The sequence below is a fragment of the Stenotrophomonas sp. 10L48 genome, assembly GCF_056395105.1.
In genome coordinates, this window is sequence record NZ_JBFTIX010000006.1 from 54,466 (window position 1) to 80,356 (window position 25,891).

The 25,891-nt window shown below is 67.2% G+C and carries 24 protein-coding genes; 15 read left to right on the forward strand and 9 right to left on the reverse strand.

Annotation, left to right across the window (positions count from 1 at the left end; translation table 11 throughout):
* Positions 1-8: 8 nt before the first annotated feature.
* The 7 genes from AC1DCU_RS11755 (at position 9) to AC1DCU_RS11785 (ending at position 6,808) form a co-directional block, all read left to right on the forward strand.
* Positions 9-797, forward strand: coding sequence for an enoyl-CoA hydratase-related protein (locus tag AC1DCU_RS11755; protein WP_033831003.1), 789 nt, complete (start codon positions 9-11; stop codon positions 795-797).
* 1 nt (position 798) lies between these two features.
* Positions 799-1,185, forward strand: coding sequence for a VOC family protein (locus tag AC1DCU_RS11760; RefSeq protein ID WP_442251836.1), 387 nt, complete (start codon positions 799-801; stop codon positions 1,183-1,185).
* A 170-nt stretch (positions 1,186-1,355) separates the two neighbouring features.
* Positions 1,356-2,249, forward strand: coding sequence for a hydroxymethylglutaryl-CoA lyase (locus AC1DCU_RS11765; RefSeq protein WP_033831001.1), 894 nt, complete (start codon positions 1,356-1,358; stop codon positions 2,247-2,249).
* Positions 2,246-4,819, forward strand: coding sequence for a sensor domain-containing protein (locus AC1DCU_RS11770; RefSeq protein ID WP_180831209.1), 2,574 nt, complete (start codon positions 2,246-2,248; stop codon positions 4,817-4,819). The genes AC1DCU_RS11765 and AC1DCU_RS11770 overlap by 4 nt, the downstream gene beginning before the upstream one ends.
* Positions 4,820-4,898: 79 nt before the next feature.
* Complete coding sequence (locus AC1DCU_RS11775; RefSeq protein ID WP_442251839.1) at positions 4,899-5,669, forward strand: SDR family NAD(P)-dependent oxidoreductase; 771 nt, start codon at positions 4,899-4,901, stop codon at positions 5,667-5,669.
* Between the two features lie 49 nt (positions 5,670-5,718).
* Complete coding sequence (yeiP, locus tag AC1DCU_RS11780) at positions 5,719-6,285, forward strand: elongation factor P-like protein YeiP (protein ID WP_006363947.1); 567 nt, start codon at positions 5,719-5,721, stop codon at positions 6,283-6,285.
* A complete protein-coding gene (locus AC1DCU_RS11785; RefSeq protein WP_032975540.1) occupies positions 6,275-6,808 on the forward strand; it encodes a hypothetical protein in 534 nt (177 codons plus the stop codon). Before yeiP ends, AC1DCU_RS11785 begins: the two co-directional genes overlap by 11 nt.
* A gap of 72 nt (positions 6,809-6,880) precedes the next feature.
* On the opposite strand, the gene AC1DCU_RS11790 is transcribed toward AC1DCU_RS11785, so the two are convergent.
* From AC1DCU_RS11790 to AC1DCU_RS11805, 4 genes are all read right to left on the reverse strand, one after another.
* Complete coding sequence (locus AC1DCU_RS11790; protein WP_442251840.1) at positions 6,881-7,591, reverse strand: COG3650 family protein; 711 nt, start codon at positions 7,589-7,591, stop codon at positions 6,881-6,883.
* An 83-nt stretch (positions 7,592-7,674) separates the two neighbouring features.
* Positions 7,675-8,067, reverse strand: coding sequence for a nuclear transport factor 2 family protein (locus AC1DCU_RS11795; RefSeq protein ID WP_442251841.1), 393 nt, complete (start codon positions 8,065-8,067; stop codon positions 7,675-7,677).
* Positions 8,048-11,212: a multidrug efflux RND transporter permease subunit gene (locus AC1DCU_RS11800; RefSeq protein WP_442251842.1), complete on the reverse strand. Its 3,165-nt coding sequence runs from the start codon at positions 11,210-11,212 to the stop codon at positions 8,048-8,050. The genes AC1DCU_RS11795 and AC1DCU_RS11800 overlap by 20 nt, the downstream gene beginning before the upstream one ends.
* Before the next feature lie 21 nt (positions 11,213-11,233).
* On the reverse strand, positions 11,234-12,382 hold the full coding sequence (locus AC1DCU_RS11805) for an efflux RND transporter periplasmic adaptor subunit (RefSeq protein WP_059064094.1): 1,149 nt from the start codon (positions 12,380-12,382) through the stop codon (positions 11,234-11,236).
* Positions 12,383-12,512: 130 nt separating this feature from the next.
* Here AC1DCU_RS11805 and AC1DCU_RS11810 point away from each other — a divergent pair, with 130 nt between their 5' ends.
* Entirely contained in the window at positions 12,513-13,229 is a 717-nt protein-coding gene (locus AC1DCU_RS11810) for a response regulator (protein ID WP_025874768.1), read from the forward strand.
* The gene (locus tag AC1DCU_RS11815; protein WP_025874770.1) at positions 13,229-14,296 is read left to right on the forward strand and encodes an ATP-binding protein; all 1,068 of its coding nucleotides are present in this window, start codon (positions 13,229-13,231) and stop codon (positions 14,294-14,296) included. The genes AC1DCU_RS11810 and AC1DCU_RS11815 overlap by 1 nt, the downstream gene beginning before the upstream one ends.
* On the opposite strand, the gene AC1DCU_RS11820 is transcribed toward AC1DCU_RS11815, so the two are convergent.
* The 3 genes from AC1DCU_RS11820 to AC1DCU_RS11830 all read right to left on the reverse strand — a co-directional run bounded on the left by AC1DCU_RS11820 (position 14,274) and on the right by AC1DCU_RS11830 (position 17,897).
* Positions 14,274-16,106 carry a DUF7844 domain-containing protein gene (locus tag AC1DCU_RS11820; protein WP_442251844.1) on the reverse strand — a complete coding sequence of 611 codons (1,833 nt, stop codon included), beginning with the start codon at positions 16,104-16,106 and terminating at the stop codon, positions 14,274-14,276. The genes AC1DCU_RS11815 and AC1DCU_RS11820 overlap by 23 nt on opposite strands.
* 40 nt (positions 16,107-16,146) lie before the next feature.
* Positions 16,147-16,446, reverse strand: a complete 300-nt coding sequence (locus AC1DCU_RS11825; RefSeq protein WP_032975508.1) for a DUF2388 domain-containing protein — start codon at positions 16,444-16,446, stop codon at positions 16,147-16,149.
* A gap of 62 nt (positions 16,447-16,508) precedes the next feature.
* Positions 16,509-17,897 carry an FAD-binding oxidoreductase gene (locus AC1DCU_RS11830; protein ID WP_442251845.1) on the reverse strand — a complete coding sequence of 463 codons (1,389 nt, stop codon included), beginning with the start codon at positions 17,895-17,897 and terminating at the stop codon, positions 16,509-16,511.
* Positions 17,898-18,066: 169 nt separating this feature from the next.
* Between AC1DCU_RS11830 and serA the strand changes: the two genes are divergently transcribed.
* Positions 18,067-19,308 (forward strand): phosphoglycerate dehydrogenase, encoded by a 1,242-nt coding sequence (gene serA, locus AC1DCU_RS11835; protein WP_032975510.1) that lies wholly within the window; start codon positions 18,067-18,069, stop codon positions 19,306-19,308.
* Positions 19,309-19,383: 75 nt separating this feature from the next.
* Here serA and AC1DCU_RS11840 read toward each other — a convergent pair whose 3' ends face one another.
* Positions 19,384-19,998, reverse strand: a complete 615-nt coding sequence (locus tag AC1DCU_RS11840) for an NUDIX hydrolase (RefSeq protein WP_312964896.1) — start codon at positions 19,996-19,998, stop codon at positions 19,384-19,386.
* Positions 19,999-20,130: 132 nt separating this feature from the next.
* On the opposite strand from AC1DCU_RS11840, the gene AC1DCU_RS11845 reads away from it, so the two are divergent.
* Positions 20,131-21,606 carry an amino acid permease gene (locus AC1DCU_RS11845; protein ID WP_442251846.1) on the forward strand — a complete coding sequence of 492 codons (1,476 nt, stop codon included), beginning with the start codon at positions 20,131-20,133 and terminating at the stop codon, positions 21,604-21,606.
* 97 nt (positions 21,607-21,703) lie between these two features.
* Positions 21,704-23,131 (forward strand): amino acid permease, encoded by a 1,428-nt coding sequence (locus AC1DCU_RS11850; protein WP_442251847.1) that lies wholly within the window; start codon positions 21,704-21,706, stop codon positions 23,129-23,131.
* A 60-nt stretch (positions 23,132-23,191) separates the two neighbouring features.
* Here the strand turns inward: AC1DCU_RS11850 and AC1DCU_RS11855 are convergent, their stop codons facing one another.
* Positions 23,192-23,566 carry a hypothetical protein gene (locus tag AC1DCU_RS11855; protein WP_442251848.1) on the reverse strand — a complete coding sequence of 125 codons (375 nt, stop codon included), beginning with the start codon at positions 23,564-23,566 and terminating at the stop codon, positions 23,192-23,194.
* A gap of 247 nt (positions 23,567-23,813) precedes the next feature.
* Between AC1DCU_RS11855 and AC1DCU_RS11860 the strand changes: the two genes are divergently transcribed.
* The 3 genes from AC1DCU_RS11860 to mtnC all read left to right on the forward strand — a co-directional run bounded on the left by AC1DCU_RS11860 (position 23,814) and on the right by mtnC (position 25,803).
* Positions 23,814-24,455: a methylthioribulose 1-phosphate dehydratase gene (locus AC1DCU_RS11860; protein WP_223495003.1), complete on the forward strand. Its 642-nt coding sequence runs from the start codon at positions 23,814-23,816 to the stop codon at positions 24,453-24,455.
* Positions 24,456-24,546: 91 nt separating this feature from the next.
* Positions 24,547-25,104: a 1,2-dihydroxy-3-keto-5-methylthiopentene dioxygenase gene (locus AC1DCU_RS11865; protein ID WP_025874787.1), complete on the forward strand. Its 558-nt coding sequence runs from the start codon at positions 24,547-24,549 to the stop codon at positions 25,102-25,104.
* Between the two features lie 3 nt (positions 25,105-25,107).
* Positions 25,108-25,803: an acireductone synthase gene (mtnC, locus tag AC1DCU_RS11870; RefSeq protein ID WP_032975514.1), complete on the forward strand. Its 696-nt coding sequence runs from the start codon at positions 25,108-25,110 to the stop codon at positions 25,801-25,803.
* Positions 25,804-25,891: the final 88 nt, after the last annotated feature.

Sequence of the window (25,891 nt, forward strand, 5' to 3'; positions counted from 1 at the left end):
GGAATCCCATGAACGATGCTTTGCAGATCGAGCGCAACGGCGCTGTCCTGACCCTCTGGCTGAACCGGCCGGAGCTGCACAACGCCTTTGACGCCGGCCTGATCGCCCGGCTGACCGCAGCCCTGGAAGCGGCCGGCCGCGATGACACGGTGCGCACGGTGGTGGTGGCCGGCCACGGTGCCTCCTTCTCTGCCGGTGCCGACATGCAGTGGATGCGCGGCATGGCCTCCGCCAGCGAGGCCGACAACCGTGACGACGCCCTGGCCCTGGCCCGGCTGATGCGCACCCTGGACGAGCTGCCCAAGCCCACCCTCGCCCGCGTCCACGGCGCGGCCTTTGGTGGTGGCGTCGGCCTGGTGGCCTGCTGCGATATCGCCATCGCCACCAGCGCCGCCCGCTTCGGCCTCACCGAAAGCCGCCTGGGCCTGCTGCCGGCAGTGATCTCGCCCTATGTGATCGAGGCCATCGGCAGCCGCCAGTCCCGCCGCTGGTTCGCCACCGGCGAGCACTTCGACGCCGACACCGCCCTGCGCATCGGCCTGATCCACCAGTTGGTGGAGCCCGAACGCCTGGACGAGGCCGTGCAGCGACAGCTTGCCCTGCTCGACAAGGCCGGGCCGATCGCCTCGGCTTCGGCCAAGCTGCTGGTCCGGCAGGTTCGCGACGCCCATGATCGCGACAGCCTGGACCGTGACAATGCCGCCCTGATCGCCCGCCTGCGGGTATCGGCCGAAGGCCAGGAGGGCCTGGGGGCCTTCCTCGACAAACGCGCGCCGCACTGGGTCACGGAGGCCTGACATGCTGGACCATATCGGCTTGAACAGCGGCGACCTGCCGCGCAGCAGTGCCTTCTTCCTGCAGGCGCTGGCACCGCTGCAGATCGGCGTGGTGATGGAGGTCAGCGCCGAACAGACCGGTGCCCACGACCACGTGGGTTTCGGCAACCACGGCAAGCCGTTCTTCTGGCTGGGCAATGCGGCGCCGCTCAGCCAGGGCGTGCACGTGGCCTTCGTCTGCGCCGAACGCGCCCAGGTTGATGCCTTCCACGCCGCTGCGCTGGCCGCAGGGGGGCGCGACAATGGTGCGCCCGGCCTGCGTCCCTGGTACCACCCGGACTATTACGCCGCCTTCGTGATCGACCCCGACGGCAACAACATCGAGGCGGTCTGCCACCTGCCCGGGTAGACCCCTGCGTCGCCACCAGGCGCAGGCGTGGCCGCTTGTGCGACCCGCCTGCGTATCTCATCTGGCAGCCCGGCGAAGACCGGCCGCCCCCGTTTCCCAGGAACCGTCGTGACCCCAGCCGATCCCATCCGCCCTGCCCGCCCCGCCCCGCTTTTCATGGGGGTGCCGCGATGAGCGATTTCGTCCGCATCGTCGAGGTCGGCCCGCGCGACGGGCTGCAGAACGAAAAGCAGGCCGTGGCCACCACCGACAAGATCGCCCTGATCGATCGCCTGTCGGCCACCGGCCTGCGTACGATCGAGGCGACCAGCTTCGTCAGCCCGCGCTGGGTCCCGCAGTTGGCCGATGCTGCCGAGGTCTATGCCGGCATCCAGCGCCGCGCGGGCATCGCCTATCCGGTGCTGGTGCCGAACGAACAGGGCTACGACCGTGCGCGCGCCGTCGGCGTGCAGGAAATCGCGGTGTTCACCGCTGCATCGGAAGCCTTCAACCGCACCAACACCAACGCCGGCATCGATGAATCGCTGGCCCGCTTCGAGCCGATCCTGCGCCGCGCGGCCGCCGACGGCGTGCGCGTGCGTGGCTACGTCTCCACCGTGCTCGGCTGCCCGTACCAGGGCGAGGTACCGCTGGCCGATGTGGTGCGCGTCGCCCGCGCACTGCACCAGATGGGGTGCTATGAGATCTCGCTGGGTGACACCATCGGCGTCGGCACGCCACGCAAGGCCCGCGCGATGCTGCAGGCGGTGGCTGCCGAGATCCCGATGAGCGCACTGGCGGTGCACTTCCACGATACCTACGGCCAGGCCATCGCCAACATCGCCACCTGCCTGGAAGAAGGCGTGCGCGTGGTCGACAGTGCGGTGTCCGGTGCCGGCGGCTGCCCGTACGCGAAGGGCGCCAGCGGCAACGTGGCCAGCGAGGACGTGGTGTACCTGCTGCAGGGGCTGGGCCTGGAATGCGGTGTCGACCTGCCGTCGCTGGCCGAGACCGGCCGCTGGCTGGCCGGACTGCTCGGCCGCGCGACCGCCAGCCGCGTCGGGCAGGCGCTGGCAGCGACATGAACGACAGCGGCCCGCGCGACCGTCCGGCCATCGGCGATACACCCGCCGCAACCGACGTCGCGCTGGCCGCTCTGGACGCGGCGCTGGCTGCTTCGCCGCCGCCGGCCCAGGCCAGGCTGCTGCGCCAGGCACGGCAGGCGCTGGCCGATGCGCAGCAGCGCGAACTGGATACCCAGGCCCGCTATGCCGCGTTGTTCGACGCCGTGCCCGACCCGGTCAGCATCCTCAGCGCCGAAGGCGTGGTGCTGGACGTCAACCGCGCCGGCATCGTCGCCTACGACCGCCCGCGCGAGGACATCGTCGGCCAGCCGATCGAACTGCTCAATCCCGACCTGCCCAGCGACCATCTGCAACCGGTGTGGGAAGCACTGAACCGCGGCGACACCTACGTCATCGAAGTGACCAACATGCGCGGTGATGGCAGCCGCTTTCCGGTGGAGGTGCACTCGGCCGGCTTCCAGGACCGCGGCCAACCCTGCATCGTCGCCGTCGCCCGCGACCTGAGCGGGCGCTGGCGCGCAGAGTCGCGCTATCGCCTGTTGATGGAATCGATCGACAAGGGCGTGATCCTGTTCGACCGCGACCTGCGCGTGCTGTCGGCCAACCCGGCCGCACATCGCATCCTCGGCCTCACCGGTGGCGGCGTGGGCTTGAACGCGATGCTCGATCCCGAAGCGTGGATCATCGTCGACGAGCATGGCCACCCGTTGACCCAGTCACAGTGGCCGACCAGCCGCTGTTTCCAGGCCGGGCGGGTGATCCGCAGCACCATCATCGGCCTGTACCACCGCCCGCGCGGACGCATGCTGTGGTTGTCCACCACCAACGTGCCGGTGTTCGGCAACGGCTGCGACCAGGCCGACCATGTCTATGCGATGTTCAGTGACATCACCGAACTGAAGCGCAACAACACCCTGTTCGCGCGCGCGCAGTCACTGGCCCATATCGGCGGCTGGGAGTGGGATCGCGGCCTGCAGCGCCTGTACCTCACCGATGAAGCGCGGCGCATCGTCGGCCAGCCGGCCGACCTGGAGGACATGCCCGACCTGCTGGACTGCCTGCGCAGCGACGACCGCGCCGCCCTGCAGCAGGCGCTGGCCGATACCATCGAACACCGCAGCAGCTTCGGCCTGGAGCTGCAGGGCCAGCGCCGCGATGGCCACTCGTTCTGGATCCGGATGATCGGCGAGGTCTCGGCCGGCGATGTCGATGCCGCCCGCATCACCGGCACCGTGCAGGACATCACCGAGCGCAAGCAGGCCGAGGAAACCCTGCGCGTGCAGGCCCGCACCGACCCGCTGACCGGAATCATGAACCGCGATGCGGTGCTGAGCGACCTCGGCGTGCGCATGGACAGCCCCAGCCACGACCGCGTGGCGGTGCTGTACATCGACCTGGACCGCTTCAAGGTGGTCAACGACCTGCTTGGCCACAACGCCGGTGATGAACTGTTGATCGAAGCGACCCGGCGCATCGCCACTGCGATCGGCACCGAAGGCCTGCTTGCACGCTTTGGCGGCGACGAGTTCCTGGTGATCTGCGACCTGCGCGACCAGCCGGACCAGGCCGAACAGCTGGCCGAGCGCATCACTGCGGCGTTCTCGGCACCGTTCCAGCTGGGCAGCGACGAGTTCCCGGTGACCGCCAGCATCGGCATCGCCCGCGCACCGCGCGATGGCAACCGGCCGCAGCAGCTGATCCAGAACGCCGACACGGCGATGTACGAGTGCAAGCGCCGCACCCGCAACGGTTGGCAGGTGTTCTCCCCGGAACTGGCACAGCGCCAGCATGACCGCCTGCAGATCGAGAGCCGGTTGCACAAGGCCCTCGATGGCGACGAGTTCCACCTGGTGTACCAGCCACAGGTCAACCTGCGCAGCGGCGCCACCATTGCCTGCGAGGCGTTGATGCGCTGGCACAACACGCAGCTGGGGCAGATGCGCCCGGACCTGTTCATCCGCCACGCCGAGCACACCGGCGACATCGTGCGCATCGGCCAATGGGCGCTGCGCGAAGCCTGCCGGCAGGTACGGCAATGGCAGGACGACGGGCTCGGCCTGGTGCGGGTGGCGGTCAACGTGTCCTGGCGCCAGTTCGTCGGTGAGGATCTCGCCCGCTGGGTGCGGCAGGTGCTGGACGAATTCGGCCTGCCCGGCAGCGTGCTGGAACTGGAGTTCACCGAGCGGGTGCTGATCGAGGATGCGCCGGACACCCTGCGCACCTTCGCCCGCCTGCGCGAAATGGGGGTGATGCTGACCATCGACGACTTCGGCGAAGGCTACAGCGCCCTGAACTACCTGCGGCGCCTGCCCATCCATGGGCTGAAGCTGAGCCAGCTGTTTGTCGAAGGCATTCCCCGCAACCGTTCGGATGTGGCGGTGTGCGAGGCGGTCTGCGCGATCGCGCGCAGCCTGGGGCTGGGCGTGGTCGCCGAAGGCGTGGAGACCGAGCCACAACGGCAGTGCCTGCTCGACCTGGGGGTGACCGTCGGCCAGGGTTTCCTGTTCGCCCATGGCCTGCCCGCCGCCGACTTCGAGCGTCGCCTGCGCCGCGCCCGCGAACTGGGCTGAGGCCGGCGGCGCAGTGCACAACGGCGGCTGCCGTCGCTTCCGTTAGAATCGGCGGTTCTTGAACCTGCAGGACCGTGCAATGCAGCTGTCTTCCGTACGTGCCGTGATCACTGGCGGCGTCTCCGGCCTCGGCCTGGCCGTGGCCCAGCACCTGGTTGCCAAGGGCGGCAAGGTCGCCCTGTTCGACCTCAACGACGCCAAGGGCGCGGCCGCTGTTGCCGAGCTGGGGCAGGACAACGCCCGCTATTTCAACGTCAACGTCAGTGATGAAGCGTCCGTGTCGGCGGCCATCGACCAGGCCTGCGATTTCCTCGGCGGCCTGAATGTCGCCATGAACTGCGCCGGCATCCTCGGCGCTGGCCGCGTGCTGGGCAAGGAAGGCCCGATGCCGCTGGCCGGGTTCCAGGGCACGGTGATGGTCAACCTGGTCGGCAGCTTCAATGTCGCCAAGGCCGCAGCCAACCGCATGCAGCACAACGAGGCCGGCGTGGACGGCGAGCGCGGCGTCATCATCAACACCGCCAGCGTTGCCGCCTACGAAGGCCAGATCGGCCAGGCCGCCTACTCCGCCTCCAAGGGCGGCGTGGTGGCGATGACCCTGCCGATGGCCCGCGAGCTGTCGCGCTTCGGCATCCGCGTCAACACCATCGCGCCGGGCGTGTTCTGGACGCCGATGGTCGATGGCATGCCCGAAGCCGTGCAGGAATCGCTGGCCGCCTCGATCCCGTTCCCGTCGCGCCTGGGCAAGCCGGAAGACTTCGCCAGCCTGGTCGGCCACATCCTCGGCAACACCTACATCAACGGCGAGACCATCCGCCTGGACGGCGCCACCCGGCTCGCTCCGAAGTGATTCCCCCCGGGCGCCGGGACGGCGCCCTCCCCCAACGACCAACATCATCATGAAAGCCAACGACATCAAGAAGGGCAACGTCGTCGAGTTCAACAACGGCGTCTACCAGATCCGCGACATCGAGCGCAGCTCGCCGCAGGGTCGCGGCGGCAACGTCCGCTTCCGCTTCATCATGTACAGCGTGCCGGGCGGCAACAAGCTCGACGCCAGCTTCGATGCCGACGACAACCTGGTCGAAGTCGAACTGCTGCGCCGCCAGTCCACCTACTCGTACAAGGACGGCGATGCGTTCGTGTTCCTGGACGACGAGGACTACACCCCCTACACCCTGGACGCGGACGTGATCGGCGATGACGCCGGCTACATCACCGACGGCCTGACCGGCATCTACGTGCAGGTGATCGACGAGCAGCCGGTGGCCATCCAGCTGCCGGCCTCGGTGGTGCTGGAAGTGATCGAGACGCCGCCGGAACTGAAGGGCGGCACCGCCACCAAGCGCCCGAAGCCGGCCAAGCTCAACACCGGCATCGAGATCATGGTGCCGGAGTACATCGTCAACGGCGAGCGTGTGCTGGTGAACACCGCTACCGGCGAATTTGCCGGCCGTGCCGATTAACCGCGCTGCGCTGATCGCCTGCCTGTCCCTGCTCGTGGCGTGCTCGCCGCGCGCAGCGGACAGCACCGGTGACGTCGCCGCGGACGCGGTGACGCAGCCCGCCGCAGCGGACACCGCTGCCGCTGCGGTTGCACCGGCTGCAGATGAAGCAGATGCTGTGGCGACGCTGGCAGGTAGCCCCGAGGAGGAGCAACAGGCGCGGGCTGCCGCCGGTTGCAGCGTCCCCGACGACGTCGCTTTCGTGCAGGACATCCGCATCTACTGCGGCATGCCGGCCGATGTGCAGGCCTTCATCGAACGGGAGAACAGCTGCCAGCATTTTGCCGGCGAAGAACCCTACGACGACGCCCGTCGTCGCGAGCTGGAGGCCGCCATCGCCAGGTTCTGCGACGATCGAGAGAAGATCTTTGCCGACCTGGTGGCCCGCCATCGCGATGACTGCGCGATCCGGCAGGCGTTGATCGGCGTGAACCTGCGCTACGACCTGTCCCCCGATCTGGATCTGAAGCCCTGCGAGGGCTGACGCAAAAAAGGGGACGGAGGGGATGACGTCGTTCATGGCACAAACAACGTCATCCCCTCCGTCCCCTTTTTCTTATTTGCCGCCGAAGTTGCCGCAGCCGTGGTACTGGCGCGTGCCCACGGCCAGCATCGCCTTGGCTTCGAATGTCTCGCCACTCATGCCGTCCTGGCAGGTGGTGCGCTGGAAGCTCAGCTTGATGTCGGTGCCATCCGCCGCCTTGCCCACCCAGCCATCCGCACCCTCGGTCGGTTTGGCGACGGTGAAACGGCGCTCGCCGTAATCCACGTCCACCTGCAGGCCCGGCGTATCGCCGTCGACGACGGCAAGCCAGCCCGGCTCGTTGCCGGTGGCACGGAACGCCGCGTTGCCGGCACTGCCATCGCCCTCGGTCGCTTCCACCGCGCCACACTCGCGGTCCGCCTCGCCCTTCAGGCTGAGCAGCGCTTCGTCACTGCCACGGGTCCAGAAGCTGTTGCCCTTGCCGTCGCCATACTTCGCACCGGAGGCCGCACGTTCGGAGGACATCGCGAAACTGCGCCCGCCAATCACAACCGTCGCTGCGTCCTCTCCGTTGAAGGTCGCGCGCACATCAAGGTCGCCGCAGCGATAGAGGGTTTCGTTGCCGGCGCCTTTGCCGCCGCCATCAGCGTCGGCGGCCACCGGTGCCGGTGCCGGCGTTGCGGCCGCATCGCCTGCATTACTGGCGGCCGGCGCCTGGGCCGGCTGGCAGGCGCTCAGCGCGAGGCCGAGGGAGGCAGCCAACAGACTGGGAATTACACGCATGGCTCGACTCCTTGTCGAAACTACAGAGACCCTGGACCCTACCATCTGCACGCAAACGGGGCCTGAAAGCCGCATGACCCTGTTCAGCCTGCCAGCGCCGCCATCGACAGCAGCTGCGCGCCGCTGGCACTGGAAGCGCTTGTCCAGACGCGCAACAAGCGCAAGCGCTGCACGTGTTCGCGTCCCCGCCAATGCACATGCAGCTGAACATCGCCGGACAACAACGCCAGCCGACCACACAGCAACGTTTCAACTGCATGCACCTGCAGCGCAAGAATCTGCAGGCGCCCTTGCTGCCAGTCCCTCAACCAGGGCAGCTCGAGCACCCGCCCGCCCTGCCCGTCCATCATGAACAACACCGGTGACAGCAGCGCAGTGGCTGCGCCATGGTCGCCGTCCAGCAGCGCATCCCGCAGCTGCTGCTCCAACACGCGCAGCTGCGCCTCGTACAGGCCCTCAGGGTTCCTGCTTTCCATCCACCTGCTTTCCATCCACGCTCCCTCCCGGCGTCGGCCGGCGTCGGCGCAGGCGCTGCGCAAGCCACTGCTGCGCCCCCTGCACCACCACATAGAACACCGGCACGAAGAACACGGCCAACACGGTCGCACTGACCATGCCGCCGAACACGCCGGTACCGATGGCCTGTTGCGTTTCCTTTGAAGCCCCCTGCGCCAGCATCAGCGGCACCACGCCCAGCGCGAACGCCAGCGAGGTCATCACGATCGGTCGCAATCGCAGGCGTGCTGCTTCGATGGTCGCCTCGACCAGACCGCGTCCCTGCTGTTGCAGTTGGCGGGCGAACTCGACGATCAGGATCGCGTTCTTCGCCGAAAGTCCGATCACCGTGATCATGCCGACCTTGAAGAACACGTCATTGGGCATCTCGCGCAGCAACACCGCAGCAACAGCGCCGAGCAGGCCCAACGGCACCACCAGCATCACCGCAAGCGGGATCGACCAGCTCTCGTACAACGCCGCCAGCACCAGGAACACCACCAGCATCGACAGCAGCAGCAACCACGGCGCCTGTGCGCCGGACTCACGCTCCTGCAGCGACTGGCTGGTCCACTGCAGGGCGAAGCCCGCTGGCAGCTGCTGGGCAAGGCGCTCCATCTCGACCATCGCCTGGCCGGTGGACACCCCGCCGGCAGGTGTGCCGGACAGATTCAATGCCGGGAACCCCAGGTAACGCTGCAGCTGCAGCGGCGCCTCGGTCCAGTGCGGGGTGACCAGCTCGGACAGTGCCACCATGCCGCCTTCGCTGTTGCGGACATACAGCTTCAGCACGTCCTCCAGCTCCATCCGGTACGGCGCATCGGCCTGCATGATCACCTGCTGCATGCGCCCGCGATTTGGAAAATCGTTGACGTACTGCGAGCCCATTGCCGCCGACAACGTGGCACTGATGTCGGTGAACGCCACGCCCATCGCTTCGGCCTTGGCGCGATCGATGTCCAGCCGTACATTGCTGCCCGCCGGCAGGCCATCGGCATTCACATCGGCCAGCAACGGACTTGCCTCTGCCAGCTTCAACAGCTGCTGCAGGGCAGCGCGCAGCTCGGCCTGGCCCTGTCCGGTACGCGCCTGCAGCGCCAGCGAGAAGCCGGAGGAACGGCCAAGGCTGTCGATGGCCGGCGGCATCACGCTCATCACCTCGCCTTCCGGGACCGTTGCCATGGCCTGCTGCGCCGCCTTCACCTCGTCCGATGCGGTGCTGCCGCCGCGTTCACCCCAGTCCTTCAACATGGTGTAGGTCAGCGCCGCACTTGGGCCGGAACCGGAAAAGCTGTAGCCGAGGATGGCCTGGTTGGACGCGATCGCCGGCCGCGAGGCGACATGCTGTTCGTAAGCTTCGACCACCGCCAGCGTACGCTCGGCGGTTGCTTCGGCCGGCAGCTGGATGGAAGTCATGAAATAGCCCTGGTCCTCTTCCGGCAGGAACGCACCCGGCAACCAATGCAGGCCGATCAGCAGTGCCACCAGCAAGGCAGCGAACAGGCCCATCACCCGGCCACTGCGCCGCAGTACGGCCGCCACGCCCTGCTGGTAACGCCCGGTCATGCGCTCGAAGCCGCGGTTGAACGCACCGAACACGCCGCCGCGGCCATGGTGACCACGTGTGCCCTGCCGCAGCAGCGTCGCGCAGAGCGCCGGGGTCAGGCTCAGCGCCAGCAGGGCCGAAAACAGGATGGACACCGACATCGCCACGCTGAACTGGCGGTAGATCGCACCAACCGAACCACTGGCCAGCGCCATCGGGATGAACACCGCCGTCAGCACCAGGGTGATGCCGATCACCGCACCGGTCAGCTCACGCATCGCCTTGATCGTGGCCTCGCGCGGCGGCAGCCCCTCTTCGGCCATGATCCGCTCCACGCCCTCGACCACCACGATCGCGTCGTCAACAATGATGCCGATCGCCAGCACCATGCCGAACATGGTCAATACGTTGATCGAGAACCCCAGCGCCAGCATCACCGCGAAGGTGCCCAGCAGCGCGATCGGCGCGACCAGGGCGGGGATCAGCGTATAGCGCCAGTTCTGCAGGAACAGGTACATCACTGCAAACACCAGCAGCATCGCCTCGATCAGGGTCTGCAGCACCTTCTGGATCGATACTTTCACGAAGGGCGCGGTATCGAACGGAATGCTGGATTCGACACCCTGCGGCAGCAGCGGCTGCAGGTCGGCCATGCGTTCGCGCACCGCCGTGGCAGTACGCACCGCATTCGCACCGGGGCGCAGCTGCACGCCGGCGGCCGTCGCCGGATAGCCATCTTCGCGCGTGCCCCAGGCATAGCTCTGCGCGCCCAGTTCGACCCGGGCAACGTCGCCCAGCAGCACCCGCGAACCATCGGCACCGGCGCGCAGCACGATCGCCGCGAACTGCCCGGGCGTGGACAGCTGGCCTTCGGCACTCAAGGGCACGGTGATGCGCTGGCCGGGAACACCGGGCGAATCGCCGATGCGGCCCGGCGAGATCTCCAGGTTCTGCTGCTCGATCGCGCTGGCGACATCGCCCATGGTCAGGCCGTAGCCGGTCAGGCGGGTCGGGTCCAGCCAGATCCGCATCGCCTGTTCGGCACCGAACAGCTGCACGCGGCCGACGCCGTCGATGCGCCGCAGCTCCTCGATGATGTTGCGCGCCATGAAATCGCCCAGCGCCGCTTCGCTGACACTGCCATCGGGTGAGCGCAGGCCCACCAGCATCAGGAACCCGGAGTCGGCCGCCTCCACGAACAGGCCGTTCTGGCGCACGCTGCGCGGCAGGCGCGGCTCGATCGCCTTGATCCGGTTCTGCACGTCTACCTGCGCCAGCTCAGGGTCGGTGCCGGGCTTGAAGGTGGCGGTGATCGACGCTTCACCGGAGGTGTCCACCGACGATTCGAAGTACAGCAGGTGCTTGACGCTGGACAGCTCGCGCTCGATCAGGCCAACCACCGCATCATTCAATGTCTGCGGGCTGGCGCCGGGATAGCTGGCATAGATGCTGACGCTGGGCGGTGCGACCGCCGGGTAGCGCTCGACCGCCAGCCGCGGAATGGCCAGCACGCCGGCCAGGATGACGAAGATCGCCAGCACCCAGGCAAATACCGGGCGATCGATGAAGAAACGGGCCATGTCGTAGGTTCCTGGAAGGGCTCAGCCCTGGCGTTCGGATGTCGGCGGTGCGCTGGCACTGGCGACCGGCACCTGCCAGTCGCGCGGATCGACCAGTACGCCTTCCTGCAGGCGCTCCTGGCCTTCCACCACCACCTTCTCGCCGGCCTTCAGGCCGTGCCGCACCAGCCATTGCCGGTTGACGCTGCCGTCCACCTCCAGCGTGCGGATCACCGCCTTGCCATCGGCGGCGATGACCCAGGCATAGGCCTGGCCACCGGCGCTGCGGAGCACTGCCTGCTGCGGCAGCAGCAACGCGCTGGCCGGCGCACCACGGGGCACCCGCGCACGCACGTACATGCCCGGCAGCAACTGCCGCTCCGGGTTGTCGACCAGGATGCGCAGGATCACATCGCCGGTGCGAGCATCGACATTGACACCGGAGAACAGCAGCCGGCCGCGCTCGGGCAGCGGCGTACCCGCCGCGCCGATGATCGTCACCGGCAACTCGCCGTCCACCGCGCTGCGCTGCAGGGACTGCAGCTGCGAAGCAGGCTGGCGCACGTCCACGTAGACCTGGTCGATCTGCTGCACCACCGCCATCGGCTCGGCATCGGCGACGCCGACCAGCGCGCCTTCGGTCACCAGCGCCTGATCGATGCGGCCATCGATCGGTGCACTGACCGTGGCGTAGCGCAGGTCGAGCTGGCGTCGCGCAAGGATCGCGCGCGCCTCGTTGACCGCTGCCCGGGCCTGCTCATGCTCGGCACTGGCATCGTCGCGATGCTGCTGGCTGACCGCCTGTGCGGCCGCCAATGCCTGCAGCCGCTGTGACTGCACCCGGCTGCGACCCAGTGCCGCCTCGCTGCGCTGCAGGGCAGCCAGTGCCGAATCGACGTCGGCGCGGAACGCCGCCGGGTCGATCTGGAACAGAGGCTCTCCGGCATGCACCTCCGCGCCCTGCTCGAACATCCGGCGCTGCACGATGCCGCCGACCTGCGCACGGATCTGCGCGGTGCGCACCGCCGCCACCCGACCGGGTAGTTCATCATCGCGCTGCACCACCTGCGGGCCAACGGTGACCACGCTGACACGCGGCACGGCTTCGACGGTGGGTTCGGGGCGGGAGCAGGCCGTCATGGCCAAGGCGAAGGCCGCGACCAGCGCGACCGGAGTCCTGAAGGTTCTCATTGCTGTGCACAGTGCCGCAGACGCGGCTGAGGAATCATGAAGCGCGCAGTGTGCGTGGCGATGATGGGGTTTCGATGGAGGAACTGTGGAGATACGATGGAGGACAAGCACCTTCCGGCCTCGCCTTGCCATGCATGCCTCCCCTGCCCTCGCGGCGCTGGTCCTGATCGTCGAGGACGAAGCCGAGATCGCCGACATCCTTGCTGCCTACCTTGAACGCGAGGGCCTGCGCACCCTGCGTGCGGCCGATGGCCAGATCGCCCTGGACATGCATCGCAGCATGCGCCCGGACCTTGTGCTGCTGGACGTGCAGCTGCCGCGACTGGATGGCTGGAGCGTGCTGACCCAGCTGCGCCAGCGCGGTGAAACGCCGGTGATCATGCTGACCGCGCTGGACCAGGATCTGGACAAGCTGACCGCATTGCGGATGGGTGCCGATGACTATGTGGTCAAGCCGTTCAACCCGGCAGAAGTGGCGGCACGCGTGCGTGCAGTACTGCGGCGTACGCTGCGCAGCCCGCGGGCGGATGCGCCCAGCGCCCTGCGCGTGGGCCCGCTGCTGATCGACACCGCCACCCACGCGGTGCATGTGGAGGGCGACGGCTACAGCCACGAGCTGCTGCTGACCCTGACCGAGTTCAAGCTGCTGCATTGCATGGCATTGGCCCCGTCACGGATCTTCAGCCGCAGCGAACTGATGCACGAATGCCTGCCGGAAAGCGAAGCACTGGAGCGCACCGTGGACAGCCATGTCAGCAAGCTGCGGCGCAAGCTGGACGAAGTGGGTCTCACCCAGATTCCGGCCAGCGTGCGCGGTGTCGGCTACCGATTGATGGCCGACCGCTGATGCGCCGCTCCGGGCTCAGCCGGCACATCATCGTATCGATGTCGCTGATGGTCGTTGGCGTCATCGTGATGGTGATCCTCTCTTCGTGGCTGCTGTACGCCGTACTGATCGAGTTCTTCCCGGCCAGCGCCGAAGAGCCGGAAGGTTGGCTGCCAAGCGGACCGGAGCTGGCCTGGATGGTCGGGGTGATCCTGACCGGTCTGGCGCTGGCGATCGCTGCCTCGTTCCGACTGGCCCACCGCATCCTGTCGCCGCTCAATTCACTGGTGGACAGCGTGCGTGCGCTGGCTGGCGGCGATCTCGGCGCGCGCGCCACGGCCGAGGCCAACTCGCCCGGCGAGGTCGCAGCGCTGGTGGACGATTTCAACGCAATGGCACGCCGCCTGCAGCATATGGAAAGCGAACGGGTGATGTGGCACGCGGCCATCGCCCACGAACTGCGCACGCCGGTGACGATCCTGCGCGGCCGCCTGCAGGGCCTGGCCGAAGGCGTGTTCCAGCCCGATGAGTCGCAGTTCCGCAGCCTGCTCGCGCAGGTCGAGGGCCTGTCACGGCTGATCGAGGACCTGCGGGTGTTGAGCCTGGCCGACAACGCCCGCCTCGACGTGCGCCGCGCCCGTACCGATGTGGTGGCCGAGGTGCATTCGGTGATGACCCTGGTGGATCCCGCGTTCCGCAGCGCCGGCTTCGTGCTGGAGCTGGAAACCAGCCGCGAGGAGCACCCCGCCCATTGCGACCCGACGCGGTTGCGGCAGGCGCTGCTGGCCTTGTTGGAAAACGCGCGCCGCTATGCCAACCCGGGCAAGGTACGCATCGCCGTGCATGACACCGTGGCCCATGTGCAGGTGGCGATCGAAGACGAAGGCCCTGGCATCGACCCGGCCCTGCACGCGGACATCTTCAATCCATTCATGCGCGGTGACGGCTCACGATCACGCCTGGGCGGTGGCAGTGGCCTCGGCCTGGCGGTGGTCAAGGCCATCGCCGATGCGCACGGCGGCCAGGTCTACTGCACCCCGGGCACCAGCGGCGGCAGTCGTTTCATCATCGAGCTGCCGCGCCAGTAGGCGGCACTGCGGCCGCCTGCTCACGCACGTGCGCACCCAACACAGCGAGATTGCGGTCGATGTCATCCAGCTCGCGCTGCTGTGATGACGGCAACTGCGCGCGCAGCTGCACGCGCAGCGCCTGCCAGGCGGGTACCGCCTGTACGCTGGCAGCGGCCGCTGCCCGTGCCACCTCCGCCTGTTCGTCCGCCTGCGGCAGGCCGTAGCCAGCGTCGGCCAGCAACTGGCCCGGCCGCAACCACTGCCCGCTCTGTTCCAGCAACGCGCGCAGCGAGCGGGTAGCGCTGCTGTCCGGGTTGGCCAGCAACCGTCGCTTCAGTGCATCGCGCGCACGCAGCTCCGCGCGCCGCTGCGCCGCCTGTTCCAGCAGCAACAGGCCGGCACTGGCACGTACATCACCACGCAGCAACCACGGTGCGCGCTGTTGCGCCGGCAGCGCCAGCCATGCGCGCACATCGCGCGCCGGCAGCGCCATCTGCGTGGCGGCAACCGCGAACAACTGCTGGTAGTGGTCGCGCGCAGAAGCAAAGTAGTAGCCCTGCGCCAGGGCCTGCGCGGGATCGGCCAGCACCTGCTCGTCCAGTGCGTGCAGCCGCGCCAGGCGGCGGCGCAGCCCGCGCGGGCTCAACTGTGCCAGGCCGGCTTCTCCCAGGCGCGGAACACCGGCCTGCAGCAGCTTCGCCGTCTCCACCGCGCAGTTGTTGCTGACGAAGTAATAGCGACCGTCATAGCTCCAGTGCACCTGGGCGGTGCGCTCGAGCAGGCTGGCGATCTCGCTGCTGTCCAGCTGCAGCGGCAGCGAGGCCAGTCCGCGCAGTTCGACCTTGGTGTATTCGTCCACCACCTGCTGCAGTGGCAGCACGAACAGGCGCGAAGGATAACCACCGGTCAGCCCGCGCCAGTTGGAGATCTGCACGTCGCCAACGAAGGCGCGGAAGGACAGCACCCGATGATGCTCCAGGTCCAGCCTGCAGTCCGGGCCCGGTGCGCGTCCAGGACGGCAGATCACCAGCCGCAGCATGCTGTGGCCCCAGCGGCTCATCGGCTGCGCACTGCCTTCGGCGAACAGGTAGTCCACGGCATACACCCGCGCCGGGTCCAGTGCGAGCAGCGATGCAGCGCCCTCTTCCGCATCGGCCTGCAGCAGCGGAACGGTGCCCGCACAGTGCGGCGCGGGCAGTGAGGGCGGCGTACCGAAATGCGCCTGGTACCACTGCGCCAAGGCCGGACGGCGGCAGGCGAACTCTGCATCGAGCACGAAGTGCTCGGCGTTCACCGCCAGGTACTCGGCCGGGTCGGTCAGTTCGTAGGCATCGGGACTGCGGTCGCGGAAGGCGTTGTCACCGCGGCCCAGATGCCAGGGCTTGCGCTGCCAACCTGCAAGGTCACGCCAACGGGCGCTGCGTGACCAGTGCGCCCCCGCGCGGTCGGCAACATGGGTCAGTTCGTGCACCAGCGCACTGCGCCGGGCGCGTCGGGCACCGGCTACATCGTCGTCCAGCAGATCGCGGCGCAGCGCGATGCCCCCGGCGAAGGCACGGCCATGCACGTTGGCGGGCAGGTCGTCACGCCAGCCGACCTGCACCTGCGTGGGCAAGGCACGCAGCAGGCCGTCGGGCAGCAACGACTGCACATCAGCCAGTGTCTGCATTGCGACCTGCTGCTGCGCCGGGCTCAGCCCGGCCGGGTCCAGCTGCAGGCGGTCGGCGGCATGGGCTGTTGGAATGACCAGCCACGCCAACGCAGCGAGCCAGCCCATCCGCCTCCGTCGCGTTGGGCCATGCCCGGCAGCGTTCCACGCAGGTGTCATGAGGTTGCCGGCCAGCGGCCGGCACTACCCGGGCGCTGGATCAACGCGCCAGCAGGGCGCGTGCCAGCTGCAGGTCGCTCTGCTGCTGCGCAGCTGCATCCTGCTCACGCAGGTGCACCAGTGCCGCCTGCAGGCGCGCGCCACGGATCTGGCCATCGCTGGCGACAAACGCAGCCGCATCATCGCGGGCAGCCAGCACCACCTTGTCATCGCCGGAACTGCTGCCCGAGGAACCCGAAGAGGCGCCCGTCGCCGAACCGGCCGAGGTGCCGGCAAAACTCGAAGCGACGCCGGCCAGCGGCAGGGACAACAGGGCAAGCAGCAGGAACGGACGGATCATGGTCGGGGAGTTCATCGATTGGGTGGGTGGAGCGTAACGGCTGGGTGAAGACTTTGCCTGTGTCAAAGGTCGAACAATTTGCCGGGATTCAGCCGCCCTTCGGGATCGAATGCGCGCTTGACCGCCTTCATCAGCGCGATCTCGGCCGGTCCACGCGTGCTGTCCAGGTAGCCCTTCTTGACCAGGCCGATACCGTGCTCGGCCGAAATGCTGCCATTGAAGCGCGCCAGCACCTGCGCCAGCAGCTTGGTGACATGCTCGCACTGGCTTACGAAGTCCGCGTCGCTGGTGCCGTCCGGCTTGAGCACGTTGATGTGCAGGTTGCCGTCGCCGATGTGGCCGAACCAGACTACGTCGAAGTGCGGGTAGGCCTCGCCGATCAGCGCCTGGGTCTCGGCCAGGAACGCCGGCATCGACGAGATCCGCACCGAGACATCGTTCTTGTAGGGCTTGTAACGTGCCAGCGCCTCGGTGATGCCCTCGCGCAGGCGCCACAGGTGCGCCGCCTGGGCATCGCTGGCACTGATCACGCCGTCGCTGACCCAGCCGTTGCCCATGCAGTCCTCGAAGGCCGCCATCGCCGCCGCCTCCTGCGCCTCGTCACCGGCAGCAAACTCGGTCACCACGTAATAGGGATGCACTTCATCGAACGGTGCCTGCGCACCATGGGCCAGAACATGTTCCAGCGCCCGGTCGGTGAAGAATTCAAAGGCCTGCAGCTGCAGCCGCGCACGGAAGGCGGCGAACACCTGCATCAGCACGTCGAAGCTGGGCAGCGCCAGCAGCATCACGTTGCTGGCCGGCGGCGGGTCGGTCAGTTTCACCGTGGCCTCGACGATCACGCCCAGCGTGCCCTCCGATCCGATCAGCAGCTGGCGGAAATCGTAGCCGCTGGAGTTCTTGATCAGGCCCTTGTTGAGCTCGAGCAGTTCGCCCGTGGCGGTAACCACTTTCAGTCCGGCGATCCATTCACGGGTATTGCCGTAGCGGATCACCCGGATGCCACCGGCATTGGTGGCGATGTTGCCGCCGATCGAGCACGACCCGCGCGCCGCGAAGTCCACCGGATAGATGAGGCCATGTTCAAGGGCCGCGTTGTGCAGCGCCTCCAGCGGCATGCCGGCCTGCACCACCAGGGTGCGGTCGACCGCATCGTAGTCCAGCGCCTTGTTCATCCGCTCCAGGCTCAGCACCAGCTCGCCATTGGCCGCTACCGCACCGCCGGAAAGGCCGGTGCGACCGCCGGAGGGAACCACCGCCACGCCCTCGGCCGCGGTCCAGCGCATTACCGCCTGCACTTCTTCAACCGTGGCCGGCAACGCGATCGCCAGCGGCGCCGGTGTCCAGCGCCGGGTCCAGTCGCGGCCGTAATGCTCCAGGTCAGCAGGGTCGGTCTTCAGCTTCAGGCCGGGACAGGCCTGCTGCAACGAGGCGATGCGGGAATCGGTCATGACGGTCCAGCGCGGGGCGTGAAGAACGGGCAAGCGTGCCAGTGGCCGGGCCCAGCGTCCAGCCCTGCAGAGCCTTCAATAGCCGCAGTTGCAACCAATTGCGCACTGCACCATGGGCGTTGCGATCTGGCATAGTGGTCAGCCCCTGTCCCACTGGCCGTGCCGCCCCATGTCGCCGAAGAAGACCTCGTTCCCGAAGCAGGATATCCGCGTGCTGTTGCTGGAGGGGGTCAGCCAGACCGCCGTGGAGGTGTTCAGCGCCGCCGGCTACAGCCAGATCGAGGCGCACACCAAGGCGCTTCCCGAGGACGAACTGAAGGCGCGCATCGCCGAAGCCCACATCGTCGGCATCCGCTCGCGCACCCAGCTCAGTGCCGAGGTGCTGGCCGAGGCCAAGCGCCTGATCGCGGTCGGCTGTTTCTGCATCGGCACCAACCAGGTCGACCTGGATGCGGCCGAGCTGGCCGGCATTCCGGTATTCAACGCGCCCTACTCCAATACCCGCAGCGTGGCCGAACTGGTGATCGCCGAAGCGATCATGCTGACCCGCGGCATCCCGCAGAAGAACGCCGAATGCCATCGCGGCGGCTGGTCGAAATCGGCCAGCGGCAGCCATGAGGTGCGCGGCAAGGTCCTGGGCATCATCGGCTACGGTCACATCGGCACCCAGGTCGGCGTACTGGCCGAATCGCTGGGCATGCAGGTGATCTTCCACGATGTGGAAACCAAGCTGTCGCTGGGCAATACCCGTGCGGCGGCCAGCCTGGACGACCTGCTGGCGCGTGCTGACATCGTGACCCTGCACGTGCCGGAGACGCCGTCCACGCAGTGGATGATCGGCAGCACCGAGCTGGCGAAGATGCGCCGCGGCGCGCACCTGATCAACGCCGCGCGCGGCACCGTGGTCGACATCGATGCGCTGGATGCAGCACTGGCCAGCGGCCACATCGGTGGCGCTGCACTGGATGTGTTCCCGGTCGAGCCGAAGGGCAACGGCGATATCTTCGAATCGCCGCTGACCCGCCACGACAACGTGATCCTGACCCCGCACGTCGGCGGCAGCACGCTGGAAGCGCAGGACAACATCGGCATCGAAGTGGCGGCCAAGCTGGTGCGCTACAGCGACAACGGCAGCACCCTGTCGGCGGTCAACTTCCCGGAAGTGACCCTGCCCGAGCACGCCGACAGCCTGCGCCTGCTGCACATCCACCAGAACGTGCCGGGCGTGTTGTCCAAGGTCAACGAGATCTTCTCGCGGCACAACGTCAACATCGACGGCCAGTTCCTGCGCACCGACCCGAAGGTGGGTTACGTGGTGATCGACATCACCGCCAGCGAGGAGCAGGCCAGCGCGGTGCGTGACGAGCTGGCGGCGATTCCGGGCACCTTGCGCACCCGCATCCTGTATTGAGATGTACGTCGCCGGGCGTGGCCCGGCGGAATGCGTCCGGCATTGCGTCATCCACGCGTGGCGTGGATGCGTCTTTCAGCGCGCCAGCCAACGGCGCGCCATGCGCTGCATCGATTCGTCCGACTGGGGATCGCTGGCGACCTCGGCCACCGGTCGCCAGGCCAGCTCCAGCGACTCTTCGCTGAGCACGAAACTCTCTCCGCCCAGCGCACGGATCACGAAACGCACGTCGTAGTGCCAGTGCCCCGGCACATCCTTGCGCTCGGGAATCCAGTGCTTGTCGATATCGAAGATGGCCGGATCATCCAGCACCAGGCCGCTCAGGCCCGATTCCTCCTCGGCTTCCTTCAACGCTACCCGGGCCAGATCGCGGTCGCCGTCGGCGTGGCCACCCAGCTGCAGCCAGCGCTGCAGCTTGCGATGGTGGGTCAGCAGCAGCCGCTGGCCATCGGCGCTGACCAGCCAGCAGCTGGCGGTGAAGTGGCCGGCCAGGCGTTCGCGGCGGAAAGCATCTTCCGCATCGTCGATCAATGTGCTGAATTCGGCAGCAAGGGCGTCGTGGGCGGGTTCTTTGCGCGCATAGTCATGCAGCAGGCCGCGCAAGCGATCGTCAAGTGCGGCAAGGGATTCGGTGGTTTCGCTCATGAATGCGGGGTGCCTGGAAAAATACCTGCCATTATCGCCGTACATTGTTGCGTTTGCGCTTGTGCGGTGCCTTCAGCATTGGCTAAGGTACAGCGGGCCGTTCGCACGGCTTTCACGATTCCAGGCCGCCGGCAATGTACTGGCGGCCCTCCCAATCCGATCATCAGGAAGTACTGCATGCTGAAAGCTCTGTTGAGGGTCAAGCCGGTCGAACCGGCCGGGCACGTCGATGCCGGCGAACCCATCGAAGGCAGCCTGGATGGCGAAGCCACGTTGAAACGGACCCTCACGGCGAAACACCTCATCATGCTTGGCATTGGTGCGGTGATCGGCGCAGGCATTTTCGTGCTTACCGGCCAGGCCGCGGCCAACCACGCCGGCCCGGCGGTCATGCTGTCGTTCGTGTTCGCCGGCATCGCCTGCGCGCTGGCCGGCCTGTGCTACGCCGAGTTCGCAGCGATGATGCCGGTCTCCGGCAGCGCCTACTCCTACTCCTACGCCACGCTCGGCGAGGGCATGGCCTGGTTCATCGGCTGGTGCCTGGTGCTGGAGTACCTGTTCGCCTCGGCCTCGGTCGCGGTGGGCTGGTCGGCGTACCTGATCAGCTTCATCACCACCACGCTGCACATGCCGTTCCCGGACGCGCTGAGCGCGGCGCCGATCGCCTGGAACGGGCACGAGTTCGCCGCCTCCGGCAAGCTGTTCAACCTGCCGGCGGTGCTGATCGTGGCGGCGGTGACCGGCCTGCTGTACGTGGGCGTGACCCAGTCCGCGTTCGTCAACGCGATCATCGTGGCCATCAAGGTCTTCGTGATCTGCCTGTTCGTGGGCATCGGCGCGGCCCACGTGGACCCGGCCAACTGGCACCCGTTCATCCCGGAAAACACCGGCGTGTCCGGCGAGTTCGGCTGGAGCGGCGTGTTCCGCGCGGCCACCATCGTGTTCTTCGCCTACATCGGCTTCGATGCGGTCTCCACCGCCGCCGGTGAAACCAAGGACCCGCAGCGCAACATGCCGATCGGCCTGCTCGGCTCGCTGGCGGTGTGCACCATCGTCTACATCATCGTCTGCGCGGTGCTGACCGGCATGCTGCCCTACCACCTGCTGGGCACCGACAAGCCGGTGGCCACCGCGCTGGAAGCCTACCCGAGCCTGTCCTGGCTGAAGACCGCAGTGGAAATCGGCGCGATCGCCGGCCTGTCCTCGGTGGTGCTGGTGATGATGATGGGCCAGACCCGCATCGCCTACACCATCTCGCGCGATGGCCTGCTGCCGAAAGTGTTCGGCAAGGTCCACAAGCGCTTCCGCACGCCGTACTGGGCCACGATCGTGGTCGGCGTCATCGCCGCGTCGCTGGCCGGCCTGGTGCCCCTGAACGTGCTGGGCGAACTGGTATCCATGGGCACCCTGCTGGCCTTCGCCACGGTCTGCATCGGCGTGCTGATCCTGCGCTACACCCGCCCGAAGCTGCACCGTCCGTTCCGCGTGCCGCTGGTGTGGGTGATCTGCCCGCTGGGCGCGCTGTCGTGCCTGTTCCTGTTCTGGCAGGCGTTCGTGGTGCATTGGCACCTGTTCGTAGGCTGGACCGTGCTGGGCCTGCTGATCTACTTCGGCTACGGCATGCGCCACAGCAAGCTGGCCAAGTCGCCCTGATCCTCCCGACGGGCCAGCCCCTGCGCCGGCTCGTCGATATCCGCAAGCATTTCCGCCCGCGCCCGGTCACCGGGCGCATCGCACAAGACCACCACACATGTTCAAGCAACTGTGGGCCACCAAGCATCCGCATGCCGCCCATAAAGACGCCAACGGCCTGAGCCTGCGTCGCCACCTCGGCCCCTGGGGCCTGACCGCACTCGGCATCGGCGCCGTGATCGGCGGCGGCATCTTCGTCATCACCGGCCAGGCCGCCGCCAACCACGCCGGCCCGGCCATCATGCTCTCGTTCGTGCTGGCCGCGATCTGCTGCGCCTTCTGCGCCCTGGCCTATGCCGAGTTCGCGGCGATGGTGCCGGTTTCCGGCAGCGCCTACACCTATACCTACGCCACCTTCGGCGAGCTCTCGGCCTGGTTCATCGGCTGGATGCTGGTGCTCGAGTACGGCGTCTCCGCCTCGGCCGTGGCGGTCAGCTGGACCGGGTATTTCCTCAGCCTGCTCAGCCATTTCGACATCCATCTACCGGCGGCGCTGGTCAGCGCCCCCTTGGATGCGCAGCTGCGGCCCACCGGCGCCATCGCCAACATTCCCGCCGCGATCCTGGTGCTGCTGTTGACCTGGCTGTGCTACGTCGGCATCAGCAAATCCTCGGCGATGAACATGGCCATGGTCATCCTCAAGACCGGGCTGATCGTGCTGGTGATCGTGGTCGGCTGGAAGTACGTGGACACCAGCAACTGGACCCCGTTCATCCCGGCCAACGAAGGCCCCGGCAAGTACGGCATGGAAGGCGTGCTGCGTGGCGCGGCGATGGTGTTCTTCGCCTATATCGGCTTCGAAGCGGTATCGGTGGCCGCGCAGGAATCACACAAACCGCAGCGCGACATGCCGATCGGCATGATGCTGTCGCTGGTGATCTGCACGGTGCTGTACATCGCGATGGCCGCGGTCATGACCGGCCTGGTGCCCTACCAGCTGCTGGGCACCGATGAGCCGGTGGTGACCGCTGTGGCCGCGCATCCGCAGCTGGGCTGGTTGCGCGTGGTGGTGGAAATCGGTGCGTTGATCGGCCTGTCGTCGGTGGTGCTGGTGATGATCATCGGCCAGCCGCGCATCTTCATGATCATGGGCCGCGACGGCCTGTTGCCGCCGGTGTTCACCAAGATCCACCCGAAGTACCGCACGCCGCATATCAACACCGTCATCACCGGCATCGGCATCGCCCTGCTGGCGGCTCTGTTCCCGCTGGACATCCTCGGCGAGCTGACCTCGATGGGCACGCTGATCGCCTTCGCGGCGGTCTGCGCCGGCGTACTGATCCTGCGCCGCACGCAGCCCGACCTGCCGCGCCCGTTCCGCATTCCGGGTGCATGGCTGGTCTGCAGCCTGGGCGTGATCAGCTGCCTGGCGCTGCTGTCGGCGATGACGTTGCACAACTGGATGCTGATGGGCGTGTGGACGTTTGTCGGCTTCGTGATCTACTTCTTCTACGGGTTCAAACACAGCCGCCTGCGGGGGAAGTAAGAGCGGCAGGGCCACGATGGCCCTGCCCTCCTGCTCCGAGGGGTGGGGTGCCCGCCTCGTCTAGCGACGATTGAACCAGATGAGCTGCTGCTGCCAGCCGGCACTGGCCATGCAGGCCCTGAACTCGCTGCTGCGGTCGGACGCATTGACGTCCACGATGTAGCTCTCCTCTTTCGGCATCGGCACCAGGTTGTACTTGCCATCAATTGCGCAGACTTCATCAAGCCTGCAGGGCACCTTGCGGTCCTCATAGACAGTGCGCGTGGCCACTTCATTCCTTACCGGCCAGTGATCGTCGGCCCGCGCCGTGCAACTCGAGTGGGCGGGGCCGAATGATCGCGCTCCCGCATCCATCTTCACCCATTCCATTGTGCAGCCGCTGCAGGCCAGCACGATACCGATCACTCCCATCACTCCCATCGCGCGCGCAATCATCGAAGTACTCCTGTCCTTGGCGCCGGAATTTCTGCTGCCACCCGATGGTGTTTCGCGACACGAAAGCTGTCTACGACCGGAATCGCTTTCAGCACGAGCGCTGTCTTCCCCATTCAGCCAGCGCTGTGCTTGCCTCGATCCAAATCCTGCCCACCGTCTGCCGGCAAACCGCGGAGCCTTGTCCACGCAGCAGGCCAGCTACCGCCCCGCAGGCCCAGCAATGGGCTGGATCACGTAAAATGCCGGCATGGACACCCCCACCTTCCCCTACGACACCGCGCGCCTGAGCGAACTGGCCCAGCTGCTGATCGACAACGTCCGCGAACTGGCCCAGGCCGGCTGGACCCCGGCCACCAGCAGCAACTTCTCCCACCGCCTGGACGACCGCCACGCCGCGATCACCGTCTCCGGCAAGGACAAGGGCCGCCTGATCGAAGACGACATCATGGTCGTGGATTTCGATGGCAAGGCCGTCGGCCGCCCGCTGCGCCCGTCTGCCGAAACCCTGCTGCATACCCAGCTGTATCGCCGCTTCCCGGAGATCGGCTGCGTGCTGCATACGCATTCGCCGGTGCAGACCATCGCCTCGCGCCTGTATGCACCGCAGGGCCATATCCGGGTGGAAGGCTACGAACTGCTGAAGGCCTTCGCGGGCAACAGCACCCACGAGATGGCCATCGACATCCCGGTGTTTGCCAACACCCAGGACATGGACGTGCTGTCTGCCCAGGTCGACGCCCTGCTCGACACGCAGACCCTCTGGGGCTACCTGATCGACGGCCATGGCCTGTACGCCTGGGGCCGCGACATGGCCGAAGCACGGCGGCACATGGAAGCGTTCGAATTCCTGCTGCACTGCGAGCTGGAGCTGCGCAAGCTGCGCCGCTGAAGTTTCCGGCACGGCCAGATGCCGTTCTGGAATCAGGCCATCAATGCCACCCTGCTACCCTGTCCTTCCCCGAGACGTTCAAGCTGCCGCCATGAGCCGACTGCGCATCTACGACGATACCCATCCCGAATCGCCGCTGCTGGACACCCAGGACGGCGCGATCATCGCTGCCGAACTGCAGAAGATCGGCGTCACCTTTGAGCGCTGGCAGGCCACCGCGCCGGTCGCCCCGGGCGCAAGCCAGGACGAAGTGTTCGCCGCCTACCGCGCCGACATCGACCGCCTGGTTGCCGAACGCGGCTTCAAGAGCGTGGACGTGGCCTCGATCGCCCCGGACAACCCGAACCGCGCCGAGCTGAGGAAGAAATTCCTCGACGAACACTTCCACAAGGAAGACGAAGTACGCTTCTTCGTCGCCGGCTCGGGCCTGTTCACCCTGCACGTGGGCGACAAGGTCTATGAGATCGAGTGCGTGAAGGATGACCTGATCGCCGTGCCCGACGGCACCACCCACTGGTTCGACATGGGTGATGAGCCGAGCTTCGTGGCGATCCGCTTCTTCACCGAACCGGATGGCTGGGTCGGTCACTTCACCGGCACCGACATCGCGCAGAAATTCCCCCGCTACATTCCGACCCAGGCGTCCTGATCAATGCAGCCCCGCGTCATCCTGACCGACATCGAAGGCACCACCAGCAGCATCTCATTCGTCAAGAACGTGCTGTTCCCGTACGCACGCCAGGCGCTGCCCGGCTTCGTCGCCGACCATGGCCAGCAACCGGAGGTGCGTCGCTGGCTGGATGCAGTCGCCACCGAGATCGGCGGCGCCTGCCAGGACAGCCTGGTGGCCGAGACGCTGCAGGGCTGGATCGACCAGGACCGCAAGCACACCGCACTGAAGGCCCTGCAGGGGCTGATCTGGGACGCAGGCTACCGTCGTGGCGACTACACCGCGCACTTCTACCCGGAGGTTGCGCCGGTGTTGAAGGGGTGGCACGCCTCGGGCCTGCCGCTGTATGTGTACTCCTCCGGATCGGTGCCGGCGCAGAAGCTGTTCTTCGGCTTCAGCGACGCCGGTGACCTGAGTCCGCTGGTGTCGGGCTGGTTCGATACCGAAGTCGGTGGCAAGCGCGAGGCCGACAGCTACCGCCACATCGTGCAGGCCATCGGCGTTCCCGCTGGCGAGATCCTGTTCCTGTCCGACGTGGTCGAGGAACTGGACGCCGCCCGCGAAGCCGGCCTGCAGACACGCCTGATCGATCGCCTGGACGACTACCCGATGCCGCGCATCGGCGACGCCGCCAACGGCCATGATCGCGTCGAGAACTTCCAGCAGATCCAGCTGTAAGGCCATCCGCTTTGGTGAATGCCAACCTTGGTTGGCATGCTTCTGATGTGCCAACCAAGGTTGGCACCTACCAAGGGCAGATCCGCTT

Coding starts and splice junctions, on each gene's coding strand:
- AC1DCU_RS11755 (WP_033831003.1), top strand. CDS start 9: ATGAACGATGCTTTGCAGATCGAGCGCAACGGCGCTGTCCTGACCCTC.
- AC1DCU_RS11760 (WP_442251836.1), top strand. CDS start 799: ATGCTGGACCATATCGGCTTGAACAGCGGCGACCTGCCGCGCAGCAGT.
- AC1DCU_RS11765 (WP_033831001.1), top strand. CDS start 1,356: ATGAGCGATTTCGTCCGCATCGTCGAGGTCGGCCCGCGCGACGGGCTG.
- AC1DCU_RS11770 (WP_180831209.1), top strand. CDS start 2,246: ATGAACGACAGCGGCCCGCGCGACCGTCCGGCCATCGGCGATACACCC.
- AC1DCU_RS11775 (WP_442251839.1), top strand. CDS start 4,899: ATGCAGCTGTCTTCCGTACGTGCCGTGATCACTGGCGGCGTCTCCGGC.
- yeiP (WP_006363947.1), top strand. CDS start 5,719: ATGAAAGCCAACGACATCAAGAAGGGCAACGTCGTCGAGTTCAACAAC.
- AC1DCU_RS11790 (WP_442251840.1), bottom strand. CDS start 7,591: ATGCGTGTAATTCCCAGTCTGTTGGCTGCCTCCCTCGGCCTCGCGCTG.
- AC1DCU_RS11795 (WP_442251841.1), bottom strand. CDS start 8,067: ATGGAAAGCAGGAACCCTGAGGGCCTGTACGAGGCGCAGCTGCGCGTG.
- AC1DCU_RS11800 (WP_442251842.1), bottom strand. CDS start 11,212: ATGGCCCGTTTCTTCATCGATCGCCCGGTATTTGCCTGGGTGCTGGCG.
- AC1DCU_RS11805 (WP_059064094.1), bottom strand. CDS start 12,382: ATGAGAACCTTCAGGACTCCGGTCGCGCTGGTCGCGGCCTTCGCCTTG.
- AC1DCU_RS11810 (WP_025874768.1), top strand. CDS start 12,513: ATGCATGCCTCCCCTGCCCTCGCGGCGCTGGTCCTGATCGTCGAGGAC.
- AC1DCU_RS11815 (WP_025874770.1), top strand. CDS start 13,229: ATGCGCCGCTCCGGGCTCAGCCGGCACATCATCGTATCGATGTCGCTG.
- AC1DCU_RS11820 (WP_442251844.1), bottom strand. CDS start 16,106: ATGACACCTGCGTGGAACGCTGCCGGGCATGGCCCAACGCGACGGAGG.
- AC1DCU_RS11825 (WP_032975508.1), bottom strand. CDS start 16,446: ATGATCCGTCCGTTCCTGCTGCTTGCCCTGTTGTCCCTGCCGCTGGCC.
- AC1DCU_RS11830 (WP_442251845.1), bottom strand. CDS start 17,897: ATGACCGATTCCCGCATCGCCTCGTTGCAGCAGGCCTGTCCCGGCCTG.
- serA (WP_032975510.1), top strand. CDS start 18,067: ATGTCGCCGAAGAAGACCTCGTTCCCGAAGCAGGATATCCGCGTGCTG.
- AC1DCU_RS11840 (WP_312964896.1), bottom strand. CDS start 19,998: ATGTACGGCGATAATGGCAGGTATTTTTCCAGGCACCCCGCATTCATG.
- AC1DCU_RS11845 (WP_442251846.1), top strand. CDS start 20,131: ATGCTGAAAGCTCTGTTGAGGGTCAAGCCGGTCGAACCGGCCGGGCAC.
- AC1DCU_RS11850 (WP_442251847.1), top strand. CDS start 21,704: ATGTTCAAGCAACTGTGGGCCACCAAGCATCCGCATGCCGCCCATAAA.
- AC1DCU_RS11855 (WP_442251848.1), bottom strand. CDS start 23,566: ATGATTGCGCGCGCGATGGGAGTGATGGGAGTGATCGGTATCGTGCTG.
- AC1DCU_RS11860 (WP_223495003.1), top strand. CDS start 23,814: ATGGACACCCCCACCTTCCCCTACGACACCGCGCGCCTGAGCGAACTG.
- AC1DCU_RS11865 (WP_025874787.1), top strand. CDS start 24,547: ATGAGCCGACTGCGCATCTACGACGATACCCATCCCGAATCGCCGCTG.
- mtnC (WP_032975514.1), top strand. CDS start 25,108: ATGCAGCCCCGCGTCATCCTGACCGACATCGAAGGCACCACCAGCAGC.